Origin of the sequence: Mesorhizobium vachelliae, from assembly GCF_033977325.1 — a bacterium.
GTDB classification, from domain to species: domain Bacteria; phylum Pseudomonadota; class Alphaproteobacteria; order Rhizobiales; family Rhizobiaceae; genus Mesorhizobium; species Mesorhizobium vachelliae.
This window is the reverse complement of sequence record NZ_JAVIIR010000010.1, coordinates 223,220-244,847: the sequence shown is the minus strand read 5'-3', so window position 1 is coordinate 244,847 and position 21,628 is coordinate 223,220. Positions and strand designations below refer to the sequence as shown.

At 65.7% G+C, this 21,628-nt stretch carries 22 protein-coding genes; 7 read left to right on the top strand and 15 right to left on the bottom strand.

Annotated elements, in window-relative coordinates:
• Positions 1-69: 69 nt before the first annotated feature.
• The 7 genes from RFM41_RS22010 to RFM41_RS21980 all read right to left on the bottom strand — a co-directional run bounded on the left by RFM41_RS22010 (position 70) and on the right by RFM41_RS21980 (position 6,263).
• A complete protein-coding gene (locus RFM41_RS22010) occupies positions 70-1,383 on the bottom strand; it encodes an ABC transporter ATP-binding protein (RefSeq protein WP_320251003.1) in 1,314 nt (437 codons plus the stop codon).
• A 19-nt stretch (positions 1,384-1,402) separates the two neighbouring features.
• Positions 1,403-3,157, bottom strand: a complete 1,755-nt coding sequence (locus RFM41_RS22005; RefSeq protein ID WP_320251001.1) for an ABC transporter permease — start codon at positions 3,155-3,157, stop codon at positions 1,403-1,405.
• Positions 3,158-3,166: 9 nt separating this feature from the next.
• Complete coding sequence (locus tag RFM41_RS22000) at positions 3,167-3,460, bottom strand: hypothetical protein (RefSeq protein ID WP_320250999.1); 294 nt, start codon at positions 3,458-3,460, stop codon at positions 3,167-3,169.
• Positions 3,461-3,836: 376 nt separating this feature from the next.
• Complete coding sequence (locus tag RFM41_RS21995; RefSeq protein ID WP_320250997.1) at positions 3,837-4,262, bottom strand: DUF1178 family protein; 426 nt, start codon at positions 4,260-4,262, stop codon at positions 3,837-3,839.
• The gene (locus RFM41_RS21990) at positions 4,259-5,125 is read right to left on the bottom strand and encodes a carbon-nitrogen hydrolase family protein (protein WP_320250995.1); all 867 of its coding nucleotides are present in this window, start codon (positions 5,123-5,125) and stop codon (positions 4,259-4,261) included. Before RFM41_RS21990 ends, RFM41_RS21995 begins: the two co-directional genes overlap by 4 nt.
• A gap of 2 nt (positions 5,126-5,127) precedes the next feature.
• A complete protein-coding gene (gene grxC / locus RFM41_RS21985; RefSeq protein WP_320250994.1) occupies positions 5,128-5,391 on the bottom strand; it encodes a glutaredoxin 3 in 264 nt (87 codons plus the stop codon).
• Positions 5,392-5,462: 71 nt separating this feature from the next.
• On the bottom strand, positions 5,463-6,263 hold the full coding sequence (locus RFM41_RS21980) for a ComF family protein (protein WP_320250992.1): 801 nt from the start codon (positions 6,261-6,263) through the stop codon (positions 5,463-5,465).
• Between the two features lie 66 nt (positions 6,264-6,329).
• Here RFM41_RS21980 and RFM41_RS21975 point away from each other — a divergent pair, with 66 nt between their 5' ends.
• Entirely contained in the window at positions 6,330-7,202 is an 873-nt protein-coding gene (locus RFM41_RS21975; RefSeq protein ID WP_320250990.1) for a methyltransferase domain-containing protein, read from the top strand.
• A 17-nt stretch (positions 7,203-7,219) separates the two neighbouring features.
• Here the strand turns inward: RFM41_RS21975 and RFM41_RS21970 are convergent, their stop codons facing one another.
• From RFM41_RS21970 to argJ, 5 genes are all read right to left on the bottom strand, one after another.
• Positions 7,220-7,399, bottom strand: a complete 180-nt coding sequence (locus RFM41_RS21970) for a Flp family type IVb pilin (protein WP_320251051.1) — start codon at positions 7,397-7,399, stop codon at positions 7,220-7,222.
• A gap of 111 nt (positions 7,400-7,510) precedes the next feature.
• Complete coding sequence (locus RFM41_RS21965; protein ID WP_320250989.1) at positions 7,511-7,831, bottom strand: hypothetical protein; 321 nt, start codon at positions 7,829-7,831, stop codon at positions 7,511-7,513.
• A 165-nt stretch (positions 7,832-7,996) separates the two neighbouring features.
• Entirely contained in the window at positions 7,997-8,419 is a 423-nt protein-coding gene (locus RFM41_RS21960) for a (deoxy)nucleoside triphosphate pyrophosphohydrolase (RefSeq protein WP_320250987.1), read from the bottom strand.
• Entirely contained in the window at positions 8,416-9,195 is a 780-nt protein-coding gene (locus RFM41_RS21955; protein WP_320250985.1) for a GNAT family N-acetyltransferase, read from the bottom strand. The genes RFM41_RS21960 and RFM41_RS21955 overlap by 4 nt, the downstream gene beginning before the upstream one ends.
• Entirely contained in the window at positions 9,195-10,436 is a 1,242-nt protein-coding gene (argJ, locus tag RFM41_RS21950) for a bifunctional glutamate N-acetyltransferase/amino-acid acetyltransferase ArgJ (RefSeq protein WP_320250983.1), read from the bottom strand. Before argJ ends, RFM41_RS21955 begins: the two co-directional genes overlap by 1 nt.
• Positions 10,437-10,624: 188 nt before the next feature.
• On the opposite strand from argJ, the gene RFM41_RS21945 reads away from it, so the two are divergent.
• Entirely contained in the window at positions 10,625-11,218 is a 594-nt protein-coding gene (locus tag RFM41_RS21945) for a TetR/AcrR family transcriptional regulator (RefSeq protein ID WP_320250981.1), read from the top strand.
• Positions 11,219-11,278: 60 nt separating this feature from the next.
• On the opposite strand, the gene RFM41_RS21940 is transcribed toward RFM41_RS21945, so the two are convergent.
• The gene (locus RFM41_RS21940) at positions 11,279-12,205 is read right to left on the bottom strand and encodes a peptidylprolyl isomerase (protein ID WP_320250980.1); all 927 of its coding nucleotides are present in this window, start codon (positions 12,203-12,205) and stop codon (positions 11,279-11,281) included.
• Between the two features lie 264 nt (positions 12,206-12,469).
• On the opposite strand from RFM41_RS21940, the gene secA reads away from it, so the two are divergent.
• Positions 12,470-15,202 (top strand): preprotein translocase subunit SecA, encoded by a 2,733-nt coding sequence (secA, locus tag RFM41_RS21935; RefSeq protein WP_320250979.1) that lies wholly within the window; start codon positions 12,470-12,472, stop codon positions 15,200-15,202.
• Positions 15,203-15,396: 194 nt separating this feature from the next.
• Here secA and RFM41_RS21930 read toward each other — a convergent pair whose 3' ends face one another.
• Positions 15,397-15,876, bottom strand: a complete 480-nt coding sequence (locus tag RFM41_RS21930) for a helix-turn-helix transcriptional regulator (RefSeq protein WP_320250977.1) — start codon at positions 15,874-15,876, stop codon at positions 15,397-15,399.
• A 674-nt stretch (positions 15,877-16,550) separates the two neighbouring features.
• Complete coding sequence (locus RFM41_RS21925; RefSeq protein ID WP_320250975.1) at positions 16,551-17,972, bottom strand: AAA family ATPase; 1,422 nt, start codon at positions 17,970-17,972, stop codon at positions 16,551-16,553.
• A 300-nt stretch (positions 17,973-18,272) separates the two neighbouring features.
• Between RFM41_RS21925 and RFM41_RS21920 the strand changes: the two genes are divergently transcribed.
• The 4 genes from RFM41_RS21920 (at position 18,273) to RFM41_RS21905 (ending at position 21,614) form a co-directional block, all read left to right on the top strand.
• Positions 18,273-18,545: a DUF4242 domain-containing protein gene (locus tag RFM41_RS21920; protein ID WP_320250973.1), complete on the top strand. Its 273-nt coding sequence runs from the start codon at positions 18,273-18,275 to the stop codon at positions 18,543-18,545.
• 52 nt (positions 18,546-18,597) lie between these two features.
• Positions 18,598-18,807, top strand: coding sequence for a hypothetical protein (locus tag RFM41_RS21915; protein WP_320250971.1), 210 nt, complete (start codon positions 18,598-18,600; stop codon positions 18,805-18,807).
• Positions 18,808-18,930: 123 nt separating this feature from the next.
• Positions 18,931-20,334 carry a lipopolysaccharide biosynthesis protein gene (locus RFM41_RS21910; RefSeq protein ID WP_320250969.1) on the top strand — a complete coding sequence of 468 codons (1,404 nt, stop codon included), beginning with the start codon at positions 18,931-18,933 and terminating at the stop codon, positions 20,332-20,334.
• Positions 20,334-21,614, top strand: a complete 1,281-nt coding sequence (locus RFM41_RS21905; RefSeq protein WP_320250967.1) for a GNAT family N-acetyltransferase — start codon at positions 20,334-20,336, stop codon at positions 21,612-21,614. The genes RFM41_RS21910 and RFM41_RS21905 overlap by 1 nt, the downstream gene beginning before the upstream one ends.
• Positions 21,615-21,628 lie beyond the last annotated feature (14 nt).

The window sequence follows — 21,628 nt, the reverse complement described above, 5'->3', positions numbered from 1 at the left end:
CGAAGCACCGTGGAGCGCCGCCCTGCGGCCGCGGGGCGGCCGATCTTCCGAGACAATGGCTGCCGCGGCTCAGCTCGGGTTCTCGAGCGTGAACAGGTCGGCTTCCTCGTCATAGGCGAAGTACTCAGCGTAGCGCGCCAGGCTGATGATCGCCTTGATCGTGTCCGCGGCGTAGTCCTCGGACATGTAATCCTCGAGCTCGTCGCGGAAACGCCGGGCCGGCGCCTTGTGGCTCGGCCGCTCGTCGAGAATGCGGCGGATATGCGCGGCCAAGGGCACATAGGTCGCCAGCTGCTGCGCGAAGAGGCGTTTGCGCTCGTCGACCTCGCTTTCGGCAAAGCGCTTGCCGGCGGAGGTCAGACGAAGGTCGCCGCCTTCCAATTCGGCAAATCGCAACAGCTGCAGCGTTTCGGCAACCGGGAAGAGGTCGTCGATGTCGAGCCTGAGATCGGCGGCGAGCGGCGGCAGATCAGCCTTGCCGTCATAAGGCTTGGCTGCAACGGTCTCGATAAGGCCCGACAGTTCGTTGGTGGAGACCCTCGGCAGCACCATGGCGATACCGGTGCCGGGGAAGAGGCCTTCCCGCGCCGGGGCCGTCGCTCCGGTCTTCGTCGTCATGCGGGCATAAATATCCTCGACGAGCGCCCGGAAGGCCGGATCGAGACGGTTGCGCGGCTGCGGCAACTCGACCCGGATCTCGCCGATGACATGGCCGGGATTGGAGCCGAAGATCAGGATGCGATCGCACATCAATACCGCCTCCTCGATGTTGTGCGTCACCATCAGGATGGCTTCGATGGGCATGCGCCCTTCGCACCAGAGATCGAGCAGGTCGGTGCGCAGCGTCTCGGCGGTCAGCACGTCGAGCGCCGAGAATGGCTCATCCATCAGGAGGAGCTTTGGATGGACGACCAGCGCGCGAGCCAGACCGACCCTCTGGCGCATTCCGCCCGAGAGCTCCTTCGGATACGCGTTCTCGTAGCCGTCAAGTCCGATCAGGTCGATCGCCGCAAGCGCGCGCTTGCGCCTTTCCGCCGCAATGACGCCCTGCGCCTCCAGCCCTAGCTCGACATTCTCCAGCACGGTCAGCCAGGGAAACAGCGCAAAGCTCTGGAAGACGACGGCGATGCCCGAGCGCGGTCCCGTGACCGGTTGGCCCTCGAAGGCGACCGAGCCTTCGGTCGGGCGGATCAGGCCGGCGATGGTCCTCAGCAGCGTCGATTTGCCGGAGCCGGAGCGGCCGAGCAGGCCGACGATCTCGGCCGGACGCAGGGTGAGGTCGACATTGTCGAGCACGACCAGTTGGCCCGAGGCGCCGTTGTCATAGGCCTGCCTGACGCCCTTCACGCTGACAAGCGGTGTGTTGTTGGCGATGATATCCATGATCTGTCCTCCGGACGGGTCAATCGAGGCGCAGCCGGCGCTCTGCATAGACGTAGAGCGGGCGCCACAGGGTGCGGTTGAAAAGGGTGACGAAGAGCGACATCACGGCAATGCCGAGCACGACACGCGGGAAATCGCCGGCTTCCGTCGCCTTGGCGATATAGGCGCCGAGACCATAGGCCTCGAGCTTGGTGTTGCCCCAGCTCGCCACTTCAGCGACGATGCTCGCGTTCCACGAGCCGCCGGAAGCGGTGATGGCGCCCGTGACGTAGTATGGGAAGATCCCGGGCAGGATGACACGCCGCCACCATGTCCACGAACGTATCTGGTAGACTGACGCCGCTTCCTTGAGGTCGGTGGGAAAGGCGGTCGCACCGGCAATCACGTTGAACAGGATGTACCACTGCGTTCCGAGCACCATCAGCGGCGAGAGCCAGATGTTGGGGTTGACGCCGGTGGCCACGATTGCGACGACCGCAAAAGGAAACAGCACGTTGGCGGGGAAAGCCGCCAGGAACTGCGCCAGCGGCTGGACCCGTTCGGCGACGGCCGGCCTGAGCCCGATCCAGACGCCGATAGGCACCCAGATGACGCTGGCGACCGCGATCAGGATGATGACGCGCAGCAGCGTGACCAGGCCGCCACCGAACGCCTCCCCCGCATCGCTCCACGACAGGGTCTGGCGCATATAGTCGAAAGCGATCCACACGCCCCACGCCGTTACGGCCAGAACCAGCACCAGCCAAACCCGGTCGATGGTACGGCTCACGCGGCCGGTGCCAGTCGATCGGGCCTGCATGCTTCCCGCATCGAGACGGACGAGCATCAGGCGGTCCCAGGCCCAGCCGAAGGGGATGATCAACCGTTTCATCAGCCGGGTGCGGATCATCATGCTGTAGACCCAGGAGCGGGGCTTGTCCTGGCTCGCCGTCTGCTCGAAGCGGAACTTCTCCGCCCAGGCGACGATCGGCCGGAACAAAAGCTGGTCGTAGAGCAGGATTAGGACGGCCATTGCAGCCACCGCCCACGCGACGGCCACGAAATTCTTCTGGTCGATGGCCAGCGCCAGATACGACCCGATACCCGGAAGCTGGACGGTCGTGTTGCCGACGGTGATCGCCTCCGAAGCGACGACGAAGAACCAGCCGCCTGACATCGACATCATCGTGTTCCAGATCAGGCCGGGCGCCGCGAACGGCGCCTCGAGCCGCCAGAAGCGCTGCCATGCGGAGAGACCGTAGCCACGACTCACCTCGTCGAGGTCGTTCGGCACCGTTCGCAGCGATTGATAGAACGAAAAGGCCATGTTCCAGGCCTGGGCGGTGAAGATCGCGAAGATCGAGGCGCATTCGGCGCCGAGCTGGCTGCCCGGAAACAGCCCGATGAAGAAGGTGACGGTGAAGGTCAGGAAGCCGAGCACCGGCACCGACTGCAGGATGTCGAGCGCGGGGATGATCACCAGCTCGGCCCGGCGGCTCTTCGCGGCGAGCGTCGCCACCACGAAGGTGAAGATCAGCGAGGCGATGATCGCCGCGAACATCCTGAGCGTCGTGCGCAGGGCATATTCGGGCAGATGGCCGATGTCGAGCGAGACCGGCGCCGTCGACAGCGCGTCGAGCGAGGCCCGCATCTCATGCGACCCCCGCAGCACGAGCGCGATTGTCGCGATCACCAGGGCGAAAGCGACGACATCGTAGCTGTTTGGCAGGAGACGGGAACGAACGAATGCCGCAACGGCGCCCTGGCCCGGACGGTCTTGAGGAAGGAACACCATGGCGGGACCTCAGCGCGACAGAGACGGCGAACGGCGCGATGACGCGCCGGCAACGACGCGCTCCACGACGAGGCCGGGTCTCGCACCATTTTCGGACGCGGCGCCATGCCCCGGCACCCAGCGGCATTCGAGCCGCCCGGTCCTGGAATCGCGATGCCAGATAGCGCGCACCACGGCGTTCGATGCGCGGCGCGGCGGCCTGGGACGGAACTGCAGGACGCGCGCGCCGGCCGGAGGCCAGGCCGCAGCCTTGCCAGGGGCGGGCACTGCGTTCTTCCCGCGGAAGATGACGATCTTGTTCATGACTCACCTCCAGGAGCCGCCCGTGGCGGTCCTGCGGCGAGCCGAAGACGAGCTAGGCCCGTTCGGGGCTCGCCTGGCAGGCGGCGCCAGGAGCGATCCGGTTTAGGGGTGCAGCCGTCCGGCCATGGGCAAAAGCCCTGACCGGACAGCTACTCGGGTAGCTGTCCATCGTTTCTTGTTCCAGTGAGCGATCGCTTGTCGCGAAGGCACGAACCTTCTGTCACCACGCGATCAGGCGGTCAATTTGGCAGTGGTATAGGCGGGATATACGAAGGTATAGGCGCGGCATTGCCACCGGTCGGCCTGCCGGCCGCCGCGCGCGACGGCGCGCCCGCCGCCGTTGCCGACAGGCTACGGCCCAAGGCATTTTCGGAACTCAGTTGCGGTCGTCCGGGAAGCTCGGGATCGGCATGAACTCCACGCCGTCGTCGGCGAGGCTCTGCGCCTCTTCGGGCGTCGCTTCGCCGTAGATGCCGCGCGGATCGGTCTCGCCGAAATGGATCTTGCGCGCTTCCTCGGCGAATTTGTCGCCGACGTAATCGGCATTCTCGCGCACCTTCTCGGCCAGAGCCTTGAGCTGCGCCAGCGCCTGCTTCTGCGCCTCGCCCATGGCCAAAGCAACCTTCTCCTGGCTACGGGAGGTGGAGACGGCGGGCGCCATCAGCGCCTTCTCGACCTTGCGCGAGCCGCAGCTCGGGCAATCGACGAAGCCGCGCTTCTTCTGGGTGTCGAAGTCGTCATTGCTGCGGAACCACGCCTCGAACTCGTGCTCGTGCTCGCAGATCAGGGAAAAACGGATCAAGAGGCTGCACCTCTGAGACGCGGCGCTTCGCTTGTCCCGGCATTGACGGTGAAATCCCGCGCATTCTTCAGATTGGGGATCTTGCGGCGCGCGGCCAGCGACTGGGCCGGATCGATCTCGGCGACGATCACACCGGGCTCGTTATGCGCGGCCTCGGCGACGATGCGCCCCCACGGATCGACGATCAGCGAGTGGCCATAGGTCTCGCGCCCGTCCTCATGCAGGCCGCCTTGCGCGGCGGCGATGACATAGGCGCCGTTCTCGATGGCGCGGGCGCGCAGCAGCACATGCCAGTGCGCCTCGCCCGTCTGGCGCGTGAAGGCGGCGGGCACCGTCAGCACCTCGGCCCCGGCCATCGCCTCGGCGCGGAACAGTTGCGGGAAGCGCAGGTCGTAGCAGACGGCAAAGCCAAGCTTCGTCCCGTTGATATCGGTCACGGTCGCTTCCGTTCCCGGCTCGTAGGACGCGGATTCGCGCCAGCTCTCGCCATTGTCGAGATCGACATCGAACATGTGGATCTTGTCATAGCCGGCAATCTGGGCGCCGTCGGGCGAAAACAGGAACGCGCGGTTGGCGAGCTTGCCGTCGGCGCGGCGAATGGCCGTCGAGCCGATATGCAGGTAGATGCCGAGCTCCTTCGCCAGCCTGCGCGCGGTGGCGACGATCACATCCTTGTCCTCGGTGGTGAAAGCAGCCGCGCCGGCTTCCTTGTCGCGCACCAGCGCTCCGGTCATTTCCGGCGTCTGGATGTAGGTGGCGCCCTGGCCGGCAGCCTGGCGGACCAGGATCTCCATGTCGGCGGCGTTGCGCTCCGGGCTGGTGCCCGAACGTATCTGCACGGCGGCGACCTTGAAACTACCCATGATCATCTCCCGTTGGCGAGCATCGTGTCCAGCCGGCCCTGCGACTCCAGCTCGTGGAGGTCGTCGCAGCCGCCGACATGCGTGTCGCCGATGAAAATCTGCGGAAAGGTCGCTCGCCCATGCGCCTTGGAGATCATTTCCTGGCGTAGTTCCGGCGAGAACGAGGCATCGTGCTCGGTATAGGCCACCCCCTTGCGGTCGAGCAGCCGCTTGGCGGCGCTGCAGTAGCCGCACATCATGCGGGTATAGATCGTCACATCAGCCATTGGCCGGCAGTCCTCATGCATGCCGTCCAATCAGGTACGAAAGCGACATGCGGCAAACAACAAACTCAAACCTATATAGTCGCGGACTCATCGGGCCGAAAGTCCCCAGGCAGGACGCGGGCGAAAGTGAGGATGTCGACCGCTCCGGCGCCACCCCTCTTCAGCGCCTTGGCGACCGCCCGCACCGTGGCGCCGGTGGTGTAGACATCGTCGACCACGAGCACCCGGCGCCCCGCTATCTCGATTTCGGCCTCCGATGGCACACGGAAAGCGGCGCGCACATTCTCCTCGCGCTCGTGCCGTTCGAGCCCGACCTGCTGGCGCGTCAGCTTCACGCGCCTGATCGCGGACGGCGAGAAGGGCAACCCGCCGAGCTTTGCAACGGCCCGTCCGAGCTCCGCCGACTGGTTGAACTGGCGCCGGAAGAAGCGCCGCCAATGCAACGGCACCGGCACGACGAGGTCGGCCTCCGCGATCAGCTCCGCGCCGGCGCGCATCATCCAGTTCGCCATCCAGGGCGCGAGATCGGTTCGATCCTGATATTTCAGCCCCTGCACCATCTGCCGCGCGACGCCCGAATAGATGACAGCCGCCCGCGCCCGCTCGAAGGGCGGCGGATCGGCGATCGCCTCGGCGGAAAGAAACCCCTCGCCCATATCATGGGTGAAGGGCGTGCCCATCACCGGGCACCAGGGTTTTTCCAAGAGCCTCAGCTTCGGCCAGCAGGCGCCGCACAAGACACCAGGCTGCGACACATGGCGACGGCAGCCTGCGCAAACCGGCGGGAACAACAGGCGCGCCGGCCAGGCAAGCGCCTGCCGCGTCATATCCTGGACCGCTATGGTCTTGATCTTGTGCACCGGATCGGCCACGTGAAAGGAAATCCCCGCGCCACCTTAACACCACTCCGGCATGCGCGGACAACAGGAAGCTTTTCATTGCAGCCCTTGATCGACACCGAGCTCTGGCTCGCGCGCAAGCGCAGGGCTCTCGCCCGCCCCGTCGAAGGCGCCGATTTCCTGATGCGGCGTGCGGCGGAGGATCTTGCCGACCGGCTGGGCGCTGTCGAACGCCGCTTCGGCAAGGCGGCCGCGCTGTTCTGCCAGACATCGGCGGCGGCGGACGTGCTTGCCGGCAGCGGCAAGGCGGGCGAGATCGTGCGCGTCGAGATGGACGAAGCGTTTCTGGCCGGCAATCCCGGCCTGGTGGCGCCGGCGGAGACCGTGCCGTTCGAGGAGAGCAGCCTCGATCTCGTCGTCTCCCTGCTCTCGTTGCATGCGATGAACGACATTCCCGGCATGCTCGCGCAAATCCGCCGGTCGCTGCGACCGGACGGCCTGTTCCTCGGCGCTCTCGCGGGCGCGGGCACACTGGCGGAATTGCGCGAGAGCATGCTCGCGGCCGAGACGGAGCTTTACGGCGGCGCGGGCCCGCGCATCCTTCCCTTCACCGACGTGCGCGACGCGGGCGCGCTGTTGCAACGCGCCGGCCTGGCGTTGCCTGTCGCCGATGTCGAAACGGTCGTGGTGCGCTACGATACGCTGTTCGATCTTGCCGCCGATCTGCGCGCCATGGGCGAAACCAGCGCGCTTCTCGATCGCAGCCGCCGGCCGGCCAGCAGGCGCCTGTTTGCCCGCGCCGCCGAAATCTATGCCGAGCGGTTCTCGGATCCGGACGGCCGTATCCGGGCAAGTTTTTCGATTGTCTGGATGTCCGGCTGGGCCCCGGACGCCTCGCAGCAGAAGCCGCTCAAGCCCGGATCGGCCAAAGTTTCGCTGAAGGCGATCCTGGAGACCCCGCCGAAGAACTGACCGCGCCCGTTATCCGTTCAATGAGCGAAGGCGTTGGCGAGCTTGCTGTTGTTGTCGCTGAACAACCACACGAGCCCGTCGGCCGCCTGTTTGACCCCGGCGATGATGGCGAGCGACAACACCACGACGATCAGGCCATATTCGACGGCCGTGGCGCCCGTTTCGTCTTCAAGGAATTGCTGCAGCAGGTTTTTCATGGTCATCGATCCCTCATGCAGAAATTCTAATGTCCTACCCGTTAAGAAAGGTTAACAGTAAAAGCTTAACAGCGAGTGAAACGCCGCTGTGCCGGAAAATCATTAACCAAGTCAGCACTCGCCGCTGCGGCTGCCGTCATTGCGGATGACGCAGATTGAACTGGGCAGTGGCTGCAGCACGCTGCGGCGCACCGTATATGTATTGAGGCGATGGCCGATCGATCCGGTCGCCGTCATGTCGAGTCCGCCGGCGAAGGCGTCGCGAGCGCTTTGCGGCCTAGTCTGGTTGTCCAGGAAGGGCGTCGCGATCAGCGCCAGCGCCACCGCGGCCGAGCCGAAGAGAAGCGTGATCCGCAGGATGCCCATGCCGGCGTCCACCGCGCGGAAGCCTCGGTCGGGCCGGATCGAGTCCCAGTCTCTTTCAAGGCTCATGCCGTGTTTCCCAATCATCGACGATCTCGTCGCGCGAACGCGCCTCGTGCAATTTTTCACGTCGAGATAAATCTTCCATTAACGCTGGCTAAAGCAGGTCCAGGAAACGTGCGGAAACTTTCGTCGTCTCGGGAAACGATGAACTGACGCGAAGGCGGCACGAAATCACAAAAGATCGATGAGGAACTGGATCAGCGGCGCGTCGGCCGGCGGCATCGGATAGTCGCGCATCTGCCGCGGCCTGACCCATTTCAGCCCCTGCCCTTCCCTGGGCTGCGCGATGCCGCGAAAGCGGCGGCAGACATAGAGCGGCATCAGGAGATGGAAATCGTCATAGGAGTGGCTGGCGAAGGTGAGCGGCGCCAGGCATGGAATCTCGGTCTCGATGCCGAGTTCCTCGTGCAACTCGCGGACCAGGCACTCCTCCGGCGTCTCGCCGAGCTCGACCTTGCCGCCTGGAAACTCCCACAGGCCGGCGAGCTGCTTGCCCTCGGGGCGCTGCGCCAGGAGCACGCGCCGGTCGGCGTCCACCAGCGCGCAGGCGGCGACCAGAAGCAGGCGCTTTCCGGCTGGCTTGACCTCGCTCATGCGCCCGGCGGCCGACGATAATGGTAGCGATAGACTTCCTCGAAGCCGAGCGACCGGTAGAGCGAGAGCGCCGGTAGATTGCCGGCCTCGACCTGCAGCCAGGCCTCACGCGCGCCGCGCAGCCGCGCCCATTTCAGCGCCGACAGGATGAGATTGCGGCCATGGCCCTTCTTGCGCGCCGATTTTTCGGTGGCGACCTCGAACAGGCCGGCGAGGTCTCCGTCATGCACGCAGATCAGCGTCGCCAGCGCCTCGCTGCCATCTTCCAGCGCGAACAGCCCCGCTTCGGGCTGGATGGCGCCGATGACCTCGGACAGGCCGGGCCGCAGCGAGGCGTCCGAGCCGCTCGTCCTGAGCGACGCGCCGATGAAGCGGCTGATGTCCTTGAGCGGTATCTGGTCCATGGCCGCGCCAAGCTCGAGGTCCTTCAGCGGCAGCCGCATGACCAGGGATTCGTCGAACCTGTTCCAGCCGGCCTTGTCGAGATGCGTGGACAAGACCTGCCCCGACAGCGGCGACATGCGGAAGGTCAGCGGCCTGCCATAGGCGTCGAAACGCCTTGCGGCGCGGCCGATGCGCTCCTCGATGGCATGCGTGTCGCCCGGATCGAGCGGATTGACCGAGTTCAGGCGCTTGGCTGGGAGCCCGGCGGTCAGCCGCACCACCCAGGTCCCGTCATAATGGACGGCGGCCGCCGGCCAGGCGCGAAAACCCGCCGCCTCGTAGCGGCGCACGACCGCCAGCACGCTTGCCGGATGCCTGGACACCGGCGCCATCAGCTCCGGTAGTCGCCGTTGATGGCGACATATTCCTTGGTGAGATCGCAGGTCCACACCGTCGCCTTGCCGCGGCCGATGCCGAGATCGGCCCGGATGCGGATGTCGTCGCGCTTCATATAGGCCGAGGTCGCTTCCTCCGAATAGGCCGGATCACGCTCGCCCTCATGCGCCAGGCGGTTGTCGCCGAACCAGATCGACAGCCGGTCGCGGTCGGCCGGCTCGCCGGCCTTGCCGACGGCCATGACCACGCGGCCCCAATTGGCGTCCTCGCCGGCGACCGCCGTCTTGACCAGCGGCGAGTTGGCGATCGAAAGCGCGACGCGCTTGGCCGAGCGCGCCGATTTGGCGCCGGTCACCGTGACCTCAACCTGCTTGCGCGCGCCCTCGCCGTCGCGAACCACTTGCAGTGCCAGCGATTTCAGCACCTTGCCGAGCGCCCGGCGGAACGCGCCGAGCCGCGCATCCTTGGGATCGCTGATCGCTGGCGCGCCGTGCGCCGCAGCCTTGCCGGTGGCGAAGATGAGCAGCGTGTCGCTGGTCGAGGTGTCGCTGTCGACGGTCACCGCATTGAAGGTCTTGGCCGTGCCGCGCGACAACAGGTCCTGCAGCACGGGGGCCGCGATCGGCGCGTCGGTGGCGATGAACGAGAGCATCGTCGCCATGTCGGGCGCGATCATGCCGGCGCCCTTGGCGATGCCGTTGATGGTGACGTCGGCGTCACCGAGCTTGACCGTCGCCGTCGCCACCTTCGGATAGGTATCCGTGGTCATGATCGCCTTGGCCGCCTCGGTCCACAGATCCGGCTTGCCGTCCTTGACCAGGCCGGCGAGCAGATGGCTGAATTTCGTGGTGTCGAGCGGCTCGCCGATGACACCGGTCGAGGCCAGGAACACTTCGCTTTCGGAGCATCCCGCGGCCTTGGCCGCCGCCTCGCCGGTCAGCGCGGTCGAGGCCTTGCCCTTCTTGCCGGTGAAGGCGTTGGCGTTGCCGGAATTGACCACCAGCACGCGCGCCTTGCCGGCAGGCAGGTTCTGGCGGCAGAAGTCGACCGGCGCCGACGGGCATTTCGACCTGGTGAACACGCCGGCGACAGCCGTGCCCGGATCGAAGACCATAGCCAGCAGGTCGGTCCGATTCCGGTATTTGATGCCGGCTTCGGCGGTCGCGATGCGCACACCCTCGATGACCGGCATCTTCGGATATTTCTTCGGTGCGAGCGGCGAAATCGTAGCGGACATCGGGACCCCGGAGCGGCAAGAATACGAAAGCAAGGCCGGTTTGCCCGATAGCGCGCGCCGGCGCAAGGGGCGTTCTGGCCGCGCCTTCGCGCCCCGGCCGGCGGCTTTGCAATTGGAAACGCGTCGTTTCGTTTCATCGCCGAAGTCAATATGATCGGCGCCAGATTCACCGGCTAAGGAAGACCTCGATGGGCGAAGCCGCCGCTCGCGGGCGCAAGTCAATCGGCGCGAAACGCAATCCCGAGAGCGCCGATGCCATCGTCAAGGCCGCCGAGGCGGTGTTGCGCGAGGCCGGCTATGCGGGCTTCTCGATCGAAGCCGTCGCCCGGCGGGCGCGGGCGGGAAAGCCGACCATCTACCGCTGGTGGCCGAGCAAGGCGGCACTGTTGATCGAAGTCTACCAGCGGCAGAAGCGCGTCGAGACACCGGACACCGGAAACATCGAGGACGATCTGGCCGGCTTCCTCGAAAATCTGTTCGCGCATTGGCGCGACACCCCGTCGGGCAACATCTTCCGCTCGCTGATCGCGGAGGCGCAGTCGGACGAGACAGCCGCGGCCGCGCTTGCCGACTATTCAAAGGGACGCCGCGGCCATACCGGCCGGATGATCGAGCGCGCCAAGGCGCGGGGCGAGGTGGCGGCCGATGTCGATGCCGGGATTGTCGCTGACCTGATCGCTTCCTTCGCCTGGCGGCATCTGCTGACCGGACGGCTCGACGAGGACGACGCGGTGATCCGCGCCGCCGTGCGCTACATCACGCGGGGGATACTGACCACCTAAGCCCAAAAGCGAAAGGGCGCCGAAAGGCGCCCTCCGCCGGATATTCAAGCCGGTAGCGGATTACTTGCCGCCTTCCAGCGTGTCGACGTCCTTCTTGAGCTTCTCGTCCGGGATCTCGACCTTGGCGGCTGCGCGCAGGCCCTTGACCATGGCGAAATACTTGTCGCGGATCACTGCCTGCTTGGCCTGGTCCTTGACGTCGTCGAAGGCCGGCGGCTGCTTGGCGCGCTTGTCTTCGAGCTTGATGACGTGCCAGCCGAACTGTGTCTGCACCGGCTCCTTGGTGTATTTGCCGACGTCGAGCGCGAAGGCCGCCTTGTCGAATTCCGGCACCATCTGGCCCTGTCCGAACCAGCCGAGATCGCCGCCATTGGTTTTGCCCGAGGGGTCATTGGTGTGTTCGTTGGCGAGCTTCTGGAAGTCGGCGCCGCCGTCGAGCTGCTTGATGATCGCCTCGGCCTCTTCCTTCGTCTTCACGAGGATGTGACGCGCATGCACTTCGTTGGCCGGCGGCGTGTTGGCGATCTCCTGGTCGTAGCGGGCGCGCACTTCGGCGTCCGTCACCTTGGCGACCACTTCCTTCTCGACCACCTCGCCATGCAGGGCGCGCGCCTGCAGGAAAGCCATGCGGCGCTGGAAGTCGGCGTCCTTGTCGAGACCCGCATCGACCGCCTTCTTGGCCATGACGCGAATCTCGATCGCCGCCGAAAGGGCGGCCGCGCGGCGCTGGTCGGGCGGCAGTTGCGCGAACTGTTGCGACAGTTCGCCTTCGGCGAGCTGCAGATCGGCCTCGGTCAGCTTCTCGCCATTGACGGTGGCAACCACGGCGTTGGGGTCGACCGGCGCCGCCGGAGCAGCCGCGGGTGCCGTGGCGTCCGGCTGGGCGGGCTTGGTCTCCTGCGCCATCAGCGGTGACAGGCAAAGTGCCGAGAGCCCGAAGGCCAGACCGAGGCTGGCGAGCGAGGCACGGCGGAACGACAGTGACATCGAGATGAACTCCAATGGGGATTGCCAATAAGGATCGCGGGAGCGAAAGGGTTCCAGATCAGTCGGATTGTGGCGGAATTTGGCGCTGCCGATAGGGCTAACGCGGCGTTGACATCGATTGAGCCCCCTCTTATCTGTCCAACGACTTGGCGTCCAGAACCGTTTTCCGGGCGCTTTTTGCGTTTGTCCGCATTCACGCGGATTTGATGGGCCCGCCAGGCGCCTGTCGCAAACGGCCAAAATTGCTATCGAAAGGGCCATTGGATGGTCAGTCTCGGCGGTCTCGCCCGTAAGGTTTTCGGTTCTTCCAACGACCGCCGCGTCAAGTCGACCCGGCCCAGGGTCGAAGCCATCAACGCCATGGAAAACGAGATGCGGGCGCTTTCCGACACCGAGCTTGCGGGGCGCACGCAAAAGTTCCGTCAGGATCTCGCCAACGGCGCTTCGCTCGACGATCTTTTGGTTCCGGCCTTCGCCACGGTGCGCGAAGCAGCCCGCCGCGTGCTCGGCATGCGGCCTTTCGACGTCCAGTTGATCGGCGGCATGGTGCTGCACAATGGCGGCATCGCCGAGATGCGCACCGGCGAGGGCAAGACCCTGGTCGCCACCTTGCCCGTCTACCTCAATGCGCTCGCCGACAAGGGCGTGCATGTCGTTACCGTCAACGACTACCTCGCCAAGCGCGACGCCGAATGGATGGGCCGGGTCTACAAATTCCTCGGTCTGACCGTCGGCATCATCGTCCACGGCCTTTCCGACGACGAGCGCCGCGACGCCTACGCCTGCGACGTCACCTATGCCACCAACAACGAGCTCGGCTTCGACTATCTGCGCGACAACATGAAGTATGAGCGCTCGCAGATGGTGCAGCGTGGACACTCCTACGCCATCGTCGACGAGGTCGATTCCATCCTGGTGGACGAAGCCCGCACGCCGCTGATCATTTCCGGTCCGCTCGAGGACCGCTCGGAAATGTACAACACCATCGACACCTTCATGCTGAAGCTCGGCCCGGCCGACTACGAGGTCGACGAGAAGCAGAAGACGACGATCTTCACCGAGGAAGGCACCGAGAGGCTGGAGAACATGCTGCGCGACGCCGGCCTCCTGAAGGGCGAGTCGCTCTACGACGTCGAGAACGTCGCCATCGTCCATCACGTCAACAACGCGCTGAAGGCGCATCTTCTGTTCCAGAAGGACAGGGACTACATCGTGCGCAATGGCGAGATCGTCATCATCGACGAGTTCACCGGCCGCATGATGCCCGGGCGCCGCTATTCGGAAGGCCTGCACCAGGCGCTCGAGGCCAAGGAGCATGTGCAGATCCAGCCGGAGAACCAGACGCTGGCCTCCGTCACCTTCCAGAATTACTTCCGCCTCTACAAGAAGCTCGCCGGCATGACCGGCACGGCGCTCACCGAGGCCGAGGAATTCGCCAACATCTACAATCTCGAAGTCACCGAGATCCCGACCAACCTGCCGGTCGTGCGCAAGGATGAGGACGACGAGGTCTACCGGACGGTCGACGAGAAATACAAGGCGATCGTCAAGGAAATCAAGGAAGCGCGGGACAAGGGCCAGCCGATCCTGGTCGGCACCACCTCGATCGAGAAATCCGAGCTGCTGGCCGAGCGCCTGCGCAAGGACGGCTTCAAGGACTTCGAGGTGCTCAACGCCCGCCACCACGAGCGCGAGGCGTCCATCGTCGCCCAGGCCGGCAAGCCCGGCGCCATCACCATCGCCACCAACATGGCCGGACGCGGCACCGACATCAAGCTCGGCGGCAATGCCGAGATGCGCATTGCCGAGGAGCTCGGCGACATGCCGGCCGGACCCGAGCGCGAGGCCCGGGAAAAGGAGATCAATGACGACGTCGAGCGCCTGAAGGAAAAGGCGCTGGCCGCCGGCGGCCTCTATGTGCTTGCCACCGAACGCCACGAATCGCGCCGCATCGACAACCAGTTGCGTGGTCGCTCAGGCCGCCAGGGCGATCCCGGCCGCTCGAAATTCTTCCTGTCGTTGCAGGACGATCTGATGCGCATTTTCGGCTCCGAGCGCATGGACGGCATGCTGCAGAAGCTCGGCCTCAAGGAAGACGAGGCGATCATCCACCCATGGATCAACAAGGCGCTGGAAAAGGCGCAGAAGAAGGTCGAGGCGCGTAACTTCGACATCCGCAAGAACCTCTTGAAATATGACGACGTCTCCAACGATCAGCGTAAGGCGGTGTTTCAGCGGCGCATCGAGCTGATGGACGGAGAAGGTCTTGCCGAAACCGTTGCCGAGATGCGCGAAGGCGTCATCGAGGATATCGTCGCCAAGAACATTCCCGAAAATGCTTATGCCGAGCAGTGGAACGTCACCGGCCTCAAGGAAGAGGTGGCGCAGTACCTCAACCTCGACCTGCCGGTCGAGGAATGGGTCAAGGAAGAGGGCATCGCCGAGGACGACATCCGCGAGCGCATCACAGCCGCGGCAGACGCCGCCGCCAAGGAGCGCGCTGATCGCTTCGGCCCCGATGTGATGAATTATGTCGAGCGCTCGGTGGTGCTGCAGACACTCGACCATCTGTGGCGCGAGCACATCGTCAATCTCGACCATCTGCGCTCGGTCGTCGGCTTCCGCGGCTATGCCCAGCGCGACCCGCTGCAGGAGTATAAGGGCGAAGCCTTCGAGCTGTTCCAGGCCATGCTCGGCAATTTGGAGCAGGCGGTCACCGCGCAGCTGATGCGCGTCGAGCTGGTGCGCCAGGCGGCCGACGCGCCGCCGCCCGAAACGCCCGAGATGTTCGGCAGCCACATAGACGGCTCGACCGGCGAGGACGATTTCCAGGGCGGCGAGACCGCGCTTCTCATGCGTCAGGACACCAGCGCCGTCGTCGCGCCGGAAAACCGCGACCCGAAGAACCCGGCAAGCTGGGGCAAAGTCGGCCGCAACGAGCTCTGCCCCTGCGGCTCCGGCAAGAAGTACAAGCACTGCCACGGCGCCTTCGCCTGACCCTTCTTCCTTCTCCCCGCTTGCGGGGGTGAGTCCGCGCAGCGGACGAAAAGCCAATTGCTTGGCTTTTCGAACGACGAACGCCCTGAGCGATAGCGAAGGGCCGACCGGTGCCCGAAGGGCGGATGAGGGGGAAGCGCTGGCATTCCGCGACTCCGGCACGCCAGCTTGTTTCAGACTTCCCTAGTGCAGCCTCACACCAGCCCCGACGCACGCGCTGCGGCCGCCGCCTCGCCGCGCGAGATGACTTCCAGCTTCTCCAGCACGGCCGAGACGTGGTGATCGACCGTCTTCGGCGAAATCGTCAGATGCGCGGCGATCTTCTTGTTGGAAAAACCCCGCTCGAGAAGTCCCAGGACTTCCATCTGGCGCCGCGTGAGGCCCGCCTGGTTGGCGCGCGTCGCCTGTCGCGGCCCTCTCGCGATGCGACTGACACCGCATTCGCGCATAAGGCCGCGGGCGTGCTGCGCGACCGCCCTCGCGCCGAGGTCCTCGAAAATGGCGAGCGCCTCGCGCTGCGCCGCTTCGTCGCCGAGCAGCAAGGCCATTGCCTGCTCGAAAGGCGCGCCTATTTCGGCCCATAGCGCGGCGGCCGCGCGCCAGTCGCCGGTCAGTTGCAGGCGGTGCGGCTCCGCCATGCCGTCCGTGTCGCCGGGATCCGAACCAGGCGACAACAGCTCCCGCCAGATGGCAAGCTCGCCTAACACGGCCGGCGTCGGCGCAAGGCGTTCCGCAACCGCGATCAGGCGCAGGGCTTCCTGCCTGTCGGCCTGGCCGAGCCAGGGCCAATTCGGCCAGCACCCCGGCAAAGGCCACGAGGCGCTGCAGCTCCATGCCCTTTTCCAGGAACAGCCTCATCTCTTCGACGATCGGCTCGGCCGACGGGTCGCCGCGTCGGATACGCAACCTTGCCAAGGCCACCAGCGACGGGTAGCGCACCAGCGGCGTCGTGGCGTCGTCGTCGACCACCTCATGCGCCACCGTCGCCGCATCGTTCCAAAGGCCGCGGCGAAGCAAAAGCTGCGCCTGCACGCCGCGCATGTAGTCGCGCCATGTCGCGAGGTCGTTCTCGACGCAATAGCCGATGCCGCGGTCCAGGAACGCCGCCGCCTCCTCGAAGTTGAGCCTGTTCATCTCAACGCAGGCGCAGTTCGTGAAGGCGCGCGCCGCGTGTTCCTGGAAGTTGCCTGTAAGGGCAATCCCAAGGCTGCGGGCGAGATCGCGCCGCCCTTTGGTGAGATCCAGCCATTGCCCGGCGGCGCCGACATTGTTGAGGGCGTGGCAAAGGATATCCGGCCGGTTGAGCCGCTCCGCCAGCTCGACCGCCTTGCCGCCGAGCGAAAGCGTGTCATCGAGCCGCTCGGCGAGCATCGCCAGTTGCGAGAGGTTCGAATAGGCCATCGCCAGCTCGGCACTGTCGGGGGCGGTCTCGAGGAGCTCCACGGCCTGCTCGCCGAAACGGTCCGCCGACTCGCGATCGCCGAGCAGATAGGCGAAGCGCGACAGGCACCTGAGGCTGTCGCCTTCCTTGAGCCGGTCGCCCAGCGCCTGGCGCAGCTGGCGCGCCCTGCCCTGCGCCTCCATCGCCACATCGACGCGGCCGATCAGGTGGCACTCGAAGGCATGGCCTTCGTAAAGCTCCGCCCGCGTCTCGATCGGCAGGATATCGGCGTAGCTCGTAATAGCCCGCCGCATCGCGATGCGCGCCGACGCGGGAAGCCTCGCGCGCGGCGACGGGCGCGAGCTCGCGCACCACGTCCAGGTTCTGCGCTTCCACGGCATGATGCACGAGCCTCGCGGTGGCGACCTGCGGATTGTCCCGCAAGGCTGCCAGGGCGCGCTCATTGTATTCGCGCCGTTTGCTGGGCGTCAGCGCCATCTCGATCGCCGTGCGGGCGATCTCGTGCCGGAAAGCATAGCCGTCGCCGAAATCCTCGAGCAGGCCGTGGGCGACGCATTCGGCAAGCTGGCCGGCGGCGGCGATTCCGCAAAGGCCGCTCAGCGCCCAGCTATCGGCGCGGCGCGGGAACACCGAGACCGCGTCGAGCATTGAGCGGGCGCCCGGCGACAATTTTTCAGCGCGCGCCAGCACGGCGTCCCGCACGCTTGCAGGCAAGGCGCCGCTTCCTTCGGCGGCGAGCAGCTCGGTGACGAAGAAGGCGTTGCCGGCGCTCGCCCGGTAGATCGCGCCGCCATCGCGCTCGGCGGCTTCGGCCAGGGAGAGCACCGCGCTTTCGCTGAGCAGCGGCACGTCGATGCGCATGACATTGCCGGCCGGGATCTCGCCGAGCGCCCGGCGCACGCGCATCTGTCCCTCGCTGCGATCGGTGCGGGCCGTGATCAGAAGCAAGATGCGGGTGTTCGCGATACGCCGGCCGAGGAAGCGCACGAAATCGAGCGTCGCGTCATCGGCCCAGTGCAGATCCTCGATGACGAGCAGGCATGGGCCTTTCGCCTCGAGGACGTCGAGCGCCTCCGAAAACAGTGGCAGCCGTTGCACCTCGCGGTCGCCGATCACTCGCGGCAACTCCCACTGCCCGTTGCGCGCCAGATCGTAAAGCGGCCCCAGCGGATCCGGGATGGACAGGTCCTCGCAGGCGCTGCGAAGCACGGTCAGGCTCCCGTCCAGCCGGCTCGCGAACGCCTCGACCAGCGCCGTCTTGCCGGCGCCGGCCTCGCCCGAGACGACCACGACGCGGCCGCGCCCCCCTGTTGCATCCGCCAGCAAGGCGTCCATCTGCTGCAGCTGCGGCTGCCGTTCCAGAAGCATCGTCGCTCTCTTGCGAAATCGGAATTCCACCGTGGCGGGCCGCCGCCGCGATAGCTTGGGAAAAGGCACGGAAATGTGACTCTCCACACATTTGAGTGCCGTCTTCCACATAAAACGTCCCAAACATAGGGAATCGTCCCGGCCAATATGGGGAATGGCTCCGATGCGTGGTGCTTGCGGACATGATGAGATCGGTCTTGCTCGAAACGAGCGCGGAGCAATCCCGGGAAAAGCGCGTAGCGGTTTTCCATCCGGAATTGCCTGGAGACTTGAAATCCAATCACGAAAGGAACGACGATCGTGCCACGTTATGTCGTTGAACGTACCTTCCCGGAAGGCCTGAACGTACCGATGAACGATGCCGGCGCCACCGCGATGGGCGGCGTCATCGCCCGCAATGCGGAGAAAGGCGTCACCTGGGTGCAGTCCTTCGTCTCGCCCGATAAGTCGAAGAGCTTCTGCATCTACGACGCGCCCTCGCCGGAGGCGATCCGCAGCACCGCGCAGAAGAATTCGCTCCCCGTCGACAAGATCACGGAGGTACGGGTCCTCGACCCCTACTTTTATCGCTGACCGGGCAGACCATGTCGGGCAGATCAGTCCCGTCGCCGGCGGACCTGATGCCGTGCCGGACAGCGAGAGTGCATCCGCCGCGGCGGATGCGGCCTCGCCACGGCGCGGCTACATGCGACGGGCCCTGTCGGCGCTGCTTTCGCCCTTGCGGAACCGGCGCCGCCTGCAGCCGCCTCAGGACGATTACCTGAGACGCGATATCGGCCTCGAAGAGCGCGAGATGCCGCGCGAATACTGGGAATACTGGTGGTATCACCGCTGATCTCAGGCACCCCCTTCTCCCCGTCACTATACGGGGAGAAGGAAGCCCCCCACCCAACCGTTTCTTAAGGTGTTTCGGATAGACGAAACCTTGGAAAGAGGCGGAAAACGGAGAGTATTCGGGGTGCGCTTTTCCGCGGCGACGACTGCCGGGCGGTTCCTGCCGCAGCGCTGGGCGCTGCGCATGCGGCCGCTGCTTGGCCGCATCGACGCGGTGCTTTTCACCGCCGACGAGCGCGGCGAAGCCGGGCGCATGTCGCTGATCGCCTTTTCCATCCGCATCGTCAGCGCCCTTATCGCCTTTATCAGCCAGGTGCTGATGGCGCGCTGGATGGGGTCGTTCGAATACGGCATCTCGGTGCTGGTCTGGGTGACGATGGTCATCGTCGGCAACCTCGCCTGCCTCGGCTTCCACACCTCGGTCATCCGTTTCATTCCCGAATATCGCGAGCGCGGCATGCTGGCCGAGCTGCGCGGCATCGTGCAGGCGAGCCGCCTCTTCGTGCTCGTCGCCTCGACGCTGGTGGCAGGCCTCGGCGCGCTTGGCGTGTGGCTCGCCTCGGACTGGATCGAGAGCTACTACGTCATCCCCTTCATCCTCGGCGTCATCTGCCTGCCGATGATCGCGCTCGGCGATCTCCTGCAAGGGCTGGCGCGCGCCAATTCCTGGGCGCTGCTGGCGCTGTCGCCCACCTATCTGGTGCGCCCGGTGCTGATCCTGGTTTTCATGGCGCTGATGCTTGGCCTTCACTACGTGCCCGACGCCAAGACCGCGATCTTCGCCTCGATCGCCGCCACCTATGTCACCACGCTCGGCCAGCTGATGGCCGTCACCTCGCGCATGGACAAGAAGATACCGGCCGGACCGGTGACTGTGCATTTCGGCCAATGGATCCTCGTCTCGCTGCCGATCTTCCTGGTCGAGGGCTTCTTCTTCCTGCTCACCAATGCCGACGTGCTGATGGTGGGCGCCTATCTCGATCCCAATGACGTCGCCGTATACTTCGCCACGGTGAAGACGCTGGCGCTGGTGCATTTCGTCTATTTCGCGGTCAAGGCGGGCGTCGCCCAGCGCTACGCCCAGTTCACCCATGGCGAGCCGCATCGGCTTGCCGCCTTCGCCCGCGAGACCGTCTCCTGGACCTTCTGGCCCTCGCTGCTGATGGCGCTGCTGGTGCTGGCTCTGGGCGAGCCGATGCTGGTGCTGTTCGGCCCCGAATTCACCGCCGGCTACCCGCTGCTCTTCCTGTTGGTGCTGGGCGTCGTCGCGCGCGCCGCCGTCGGCCCCTGCGAGAGCCTGCTCACCATGAGCGGCAACCAGAACATCTGCGCCGGCGTCTATGCCATGACGCTTGCGCTCAACATCGGCCTCAACGTGATCCTCATCCCGCTGTTCGGCCTCTGGGGCGCGGCCATCGCCACCAGCCTCGCCATGGTCTTCGAGGCCAGCGCCCTCTCCTTCACCGTCTGGCGCAAGCTCGGCATCGTGATGGCGATCTTCGTGCCTGCAAAGAAGGAAATCGCCTGATGGCCGCCGTCCCGTTGCTCGAAGAGACCAGCGGCGGTCCCGCCAGCGCGATGGTCTCCAACCTGGCCGGCCTGGCGCGCGAGGCCGACCCGGCCCATATCGAGCTCTTCGCCAGCAACAGGCCGGAGCGCAAGCTCGCCATCTACCCGGCCTCGGCCGGCTTCGACCTCGTCGAGGAGCTCGATTATCTCAGCGCCCGCACGATCGAGCCCAATGTCTTCTTCAACCCGCGCTTCCTGGCGCCGGCGATGCCCAGGCTGGAAGATCGCGAGGTGCGGCTGGCCGTCATCCGCGACGGCGACGAATACCGCAACCGGCTGCGCCTTCTGGTGCCGTTCTCGGTCGAGCGGCCGGCGATCCCGCTCGGCGTTCCGGTGATGCGCACATGGTCGAGCCCGTTCGGTCCGCTCGGCACGCCGCTGGTCGACCGCGACGATCCCATCGGCGTCATCGAGGATTTCTTCTCGATGCTGTCGCGGCCGCATCTCAAGCTGCCCAGGGTCTTCGTGCTGCCCGATATGCGCCTCGACGGCCCGGTGGCGAGCCTGATGACCTCCTTTGCCGACAGCCGCGGCCTGACCCTCGTGACCACCGGCAAGGTCGAGCGCCCGGTGCTCGAGAGCGACGTCGAGGGCGAGGACTATCTCAAGGCCTCGCTGCGCGCGCATCACTATCGCGAATTCCGCCGCCTGAAGCGGCGCCTGGCCGATCAAGGCAGGCTCGAGCATGTCGTGGCGCGCGGACCGGACGAGATCCGCCACGCCATCGAAAGCTTCCTGACGCTGGAAGCGGCTGGCTGGAAGGGTCGCGAGCGCACCGCGATGGCGATCGATCGCTACCGCGCCGCCTTCGCCCGCGAGGCCGTGCACCGGCTGGCCGAGCAGGACATGTGCCGTATCCACCTCTTGACGCTCGACGGCCGCGCCATCGCCTGCCTCGTCGTCTTCGTCGAGGCAGGCGTCGCCTATACCTGGAAGACGGCCTATGACGAGACGCTCTCCGCCTATTCGCCGGGCACGCTTCTGATGATCGAGGTGACCAGGCAGCATCTCGACGACCCGAACATCGTCATGACCGATTCCTGCGCGGTTCCGGACCATCCGGTGATGAGCCGCCTGTGGAGCGAGCGCAAGCCGATGGGCACGCTGGTGGTCGGGCTGACGCCGGAAGCCGACCGGCTGGCCCGCCAGGCCGCCTCGCAACTGCACCTCTACCGCGAGACCCGCAACATGGCGCGCATCCTGCGCAACCGCATGCGGAGCCTGCTGAAGCGTCGATAGGGCAATTCCAGAAA

Excerpts from the sequence above, each read along its gene's own strand:
- RFM41_RS21955 (WP_320250985.1), bottom strand. The coding sequence starts at position 9,195 with ATGGCGCCGGTGTCCAGGCATCCGGCAAGCGTGCTGGCGGTCGTGCGC.
- RFM41_RS22010 (WP_320251003.1), bottom strand. The coding sequence starts at position 1,383 with ATGGATATCATCGCCAACAACACACCGCTTGTCAGCGTGAAGGGCGTC.
- RFM41_RS22005 (WP_320251001.1), bottom strand. The coding sequence starts at position 3,157 with ATGGTGTTCCTTCCTCAAGACCGTCCGGGCCAGGGCGCCGTTGCGGCA.
- RFM41_RS21905 (WP_320250967.1), top strand. The coding sequence starts at position 20,334 with ATGGCCGCCGTCCCGTTGCTCGAAGAGACCAGCGGCGGTCCCGCCAGC.
- RFM41_RS21970 (WP_320251051.1), bottom strand. The coding sequence starts at position 7,399 with ATGAAAAACCTGCTGCAGCAATTCCTTGAAGACGAAACGGGCGCCACG.
- secA (WP_320250979.1), top strand. The coding sequence starts at position 12,470 with ATGGTCAGTCTCGGCGGTCTCGCCCGTAAGGTTTTCGGTTCTTCCAAC.
- argJ (WP_320250983.1), bottom strand. The coding sequence starts at position 10,436 with ATGTCCGCTACGATTTCGCCGCTCGCACCGAAGAAATATCCGAAGATG.
- RFM41_RS21960 (WP_320250987.1), bottom strand. The coding sequence starts at position 8,419 with ATGAGCGAGGTCAAGCCAGCCGGAAAGCGCCTGCTTCTGGTCGCCGCC.
- grxC (WP_320250994.1), bottom strand. The coding sequence starts at position 5,391 with ATGGCTGATGTGACGATCTATACCCGCATGATGTGCGGCTACTGCAGC.
- RFM41_RS21945 (WP_320250981.1), top strand. The coding sequence starts at position 10,625 with ATGGGCGAAGCCGCCGCTCGCGGGCGCAAGTCAATCGGCGCGAAACGC.
- RFM41_RS21925 (WP_320250975.1), bottom strand. The coding sequence starts at position 17,972 with ATGCTTCTGGAACGGCAGCCGCAGCTGCAGCAGATGGACGCCTTGCTG.
- RFM41_RS21940 (WP_320250980.1), bottom strand. The coding sequence starts at position 12,205 with ATGTCACTGTCGTTCCGCCGTGCCTCGCTCGCCAGCCTCGGTCTGGCC.
- RFM41_RS22000 (WP_320250999.1), bottom strand. The coding sequence starts at position 3,460 with ATGAACAAGATCGTCATCTTCCGCGGGAAGAACGCAGTGCCCGCCCCT.
- RFM41_RS21965 (WP_320250989.1), bottom strand. The coding sequence starts at position 7,831 with ATGAGCCTTGAAAGAGACTGGGACTCGATCCGGCCCGACCGAGGCTTC.
- RFM41_RS21990 (WP_320250995.1), bottom strand. The coding sequence starts at position 5,125 with ATGGGTAGTTTCAAGGTCGCCGCCGTGCAGATACGTTCGGGCACCAGC.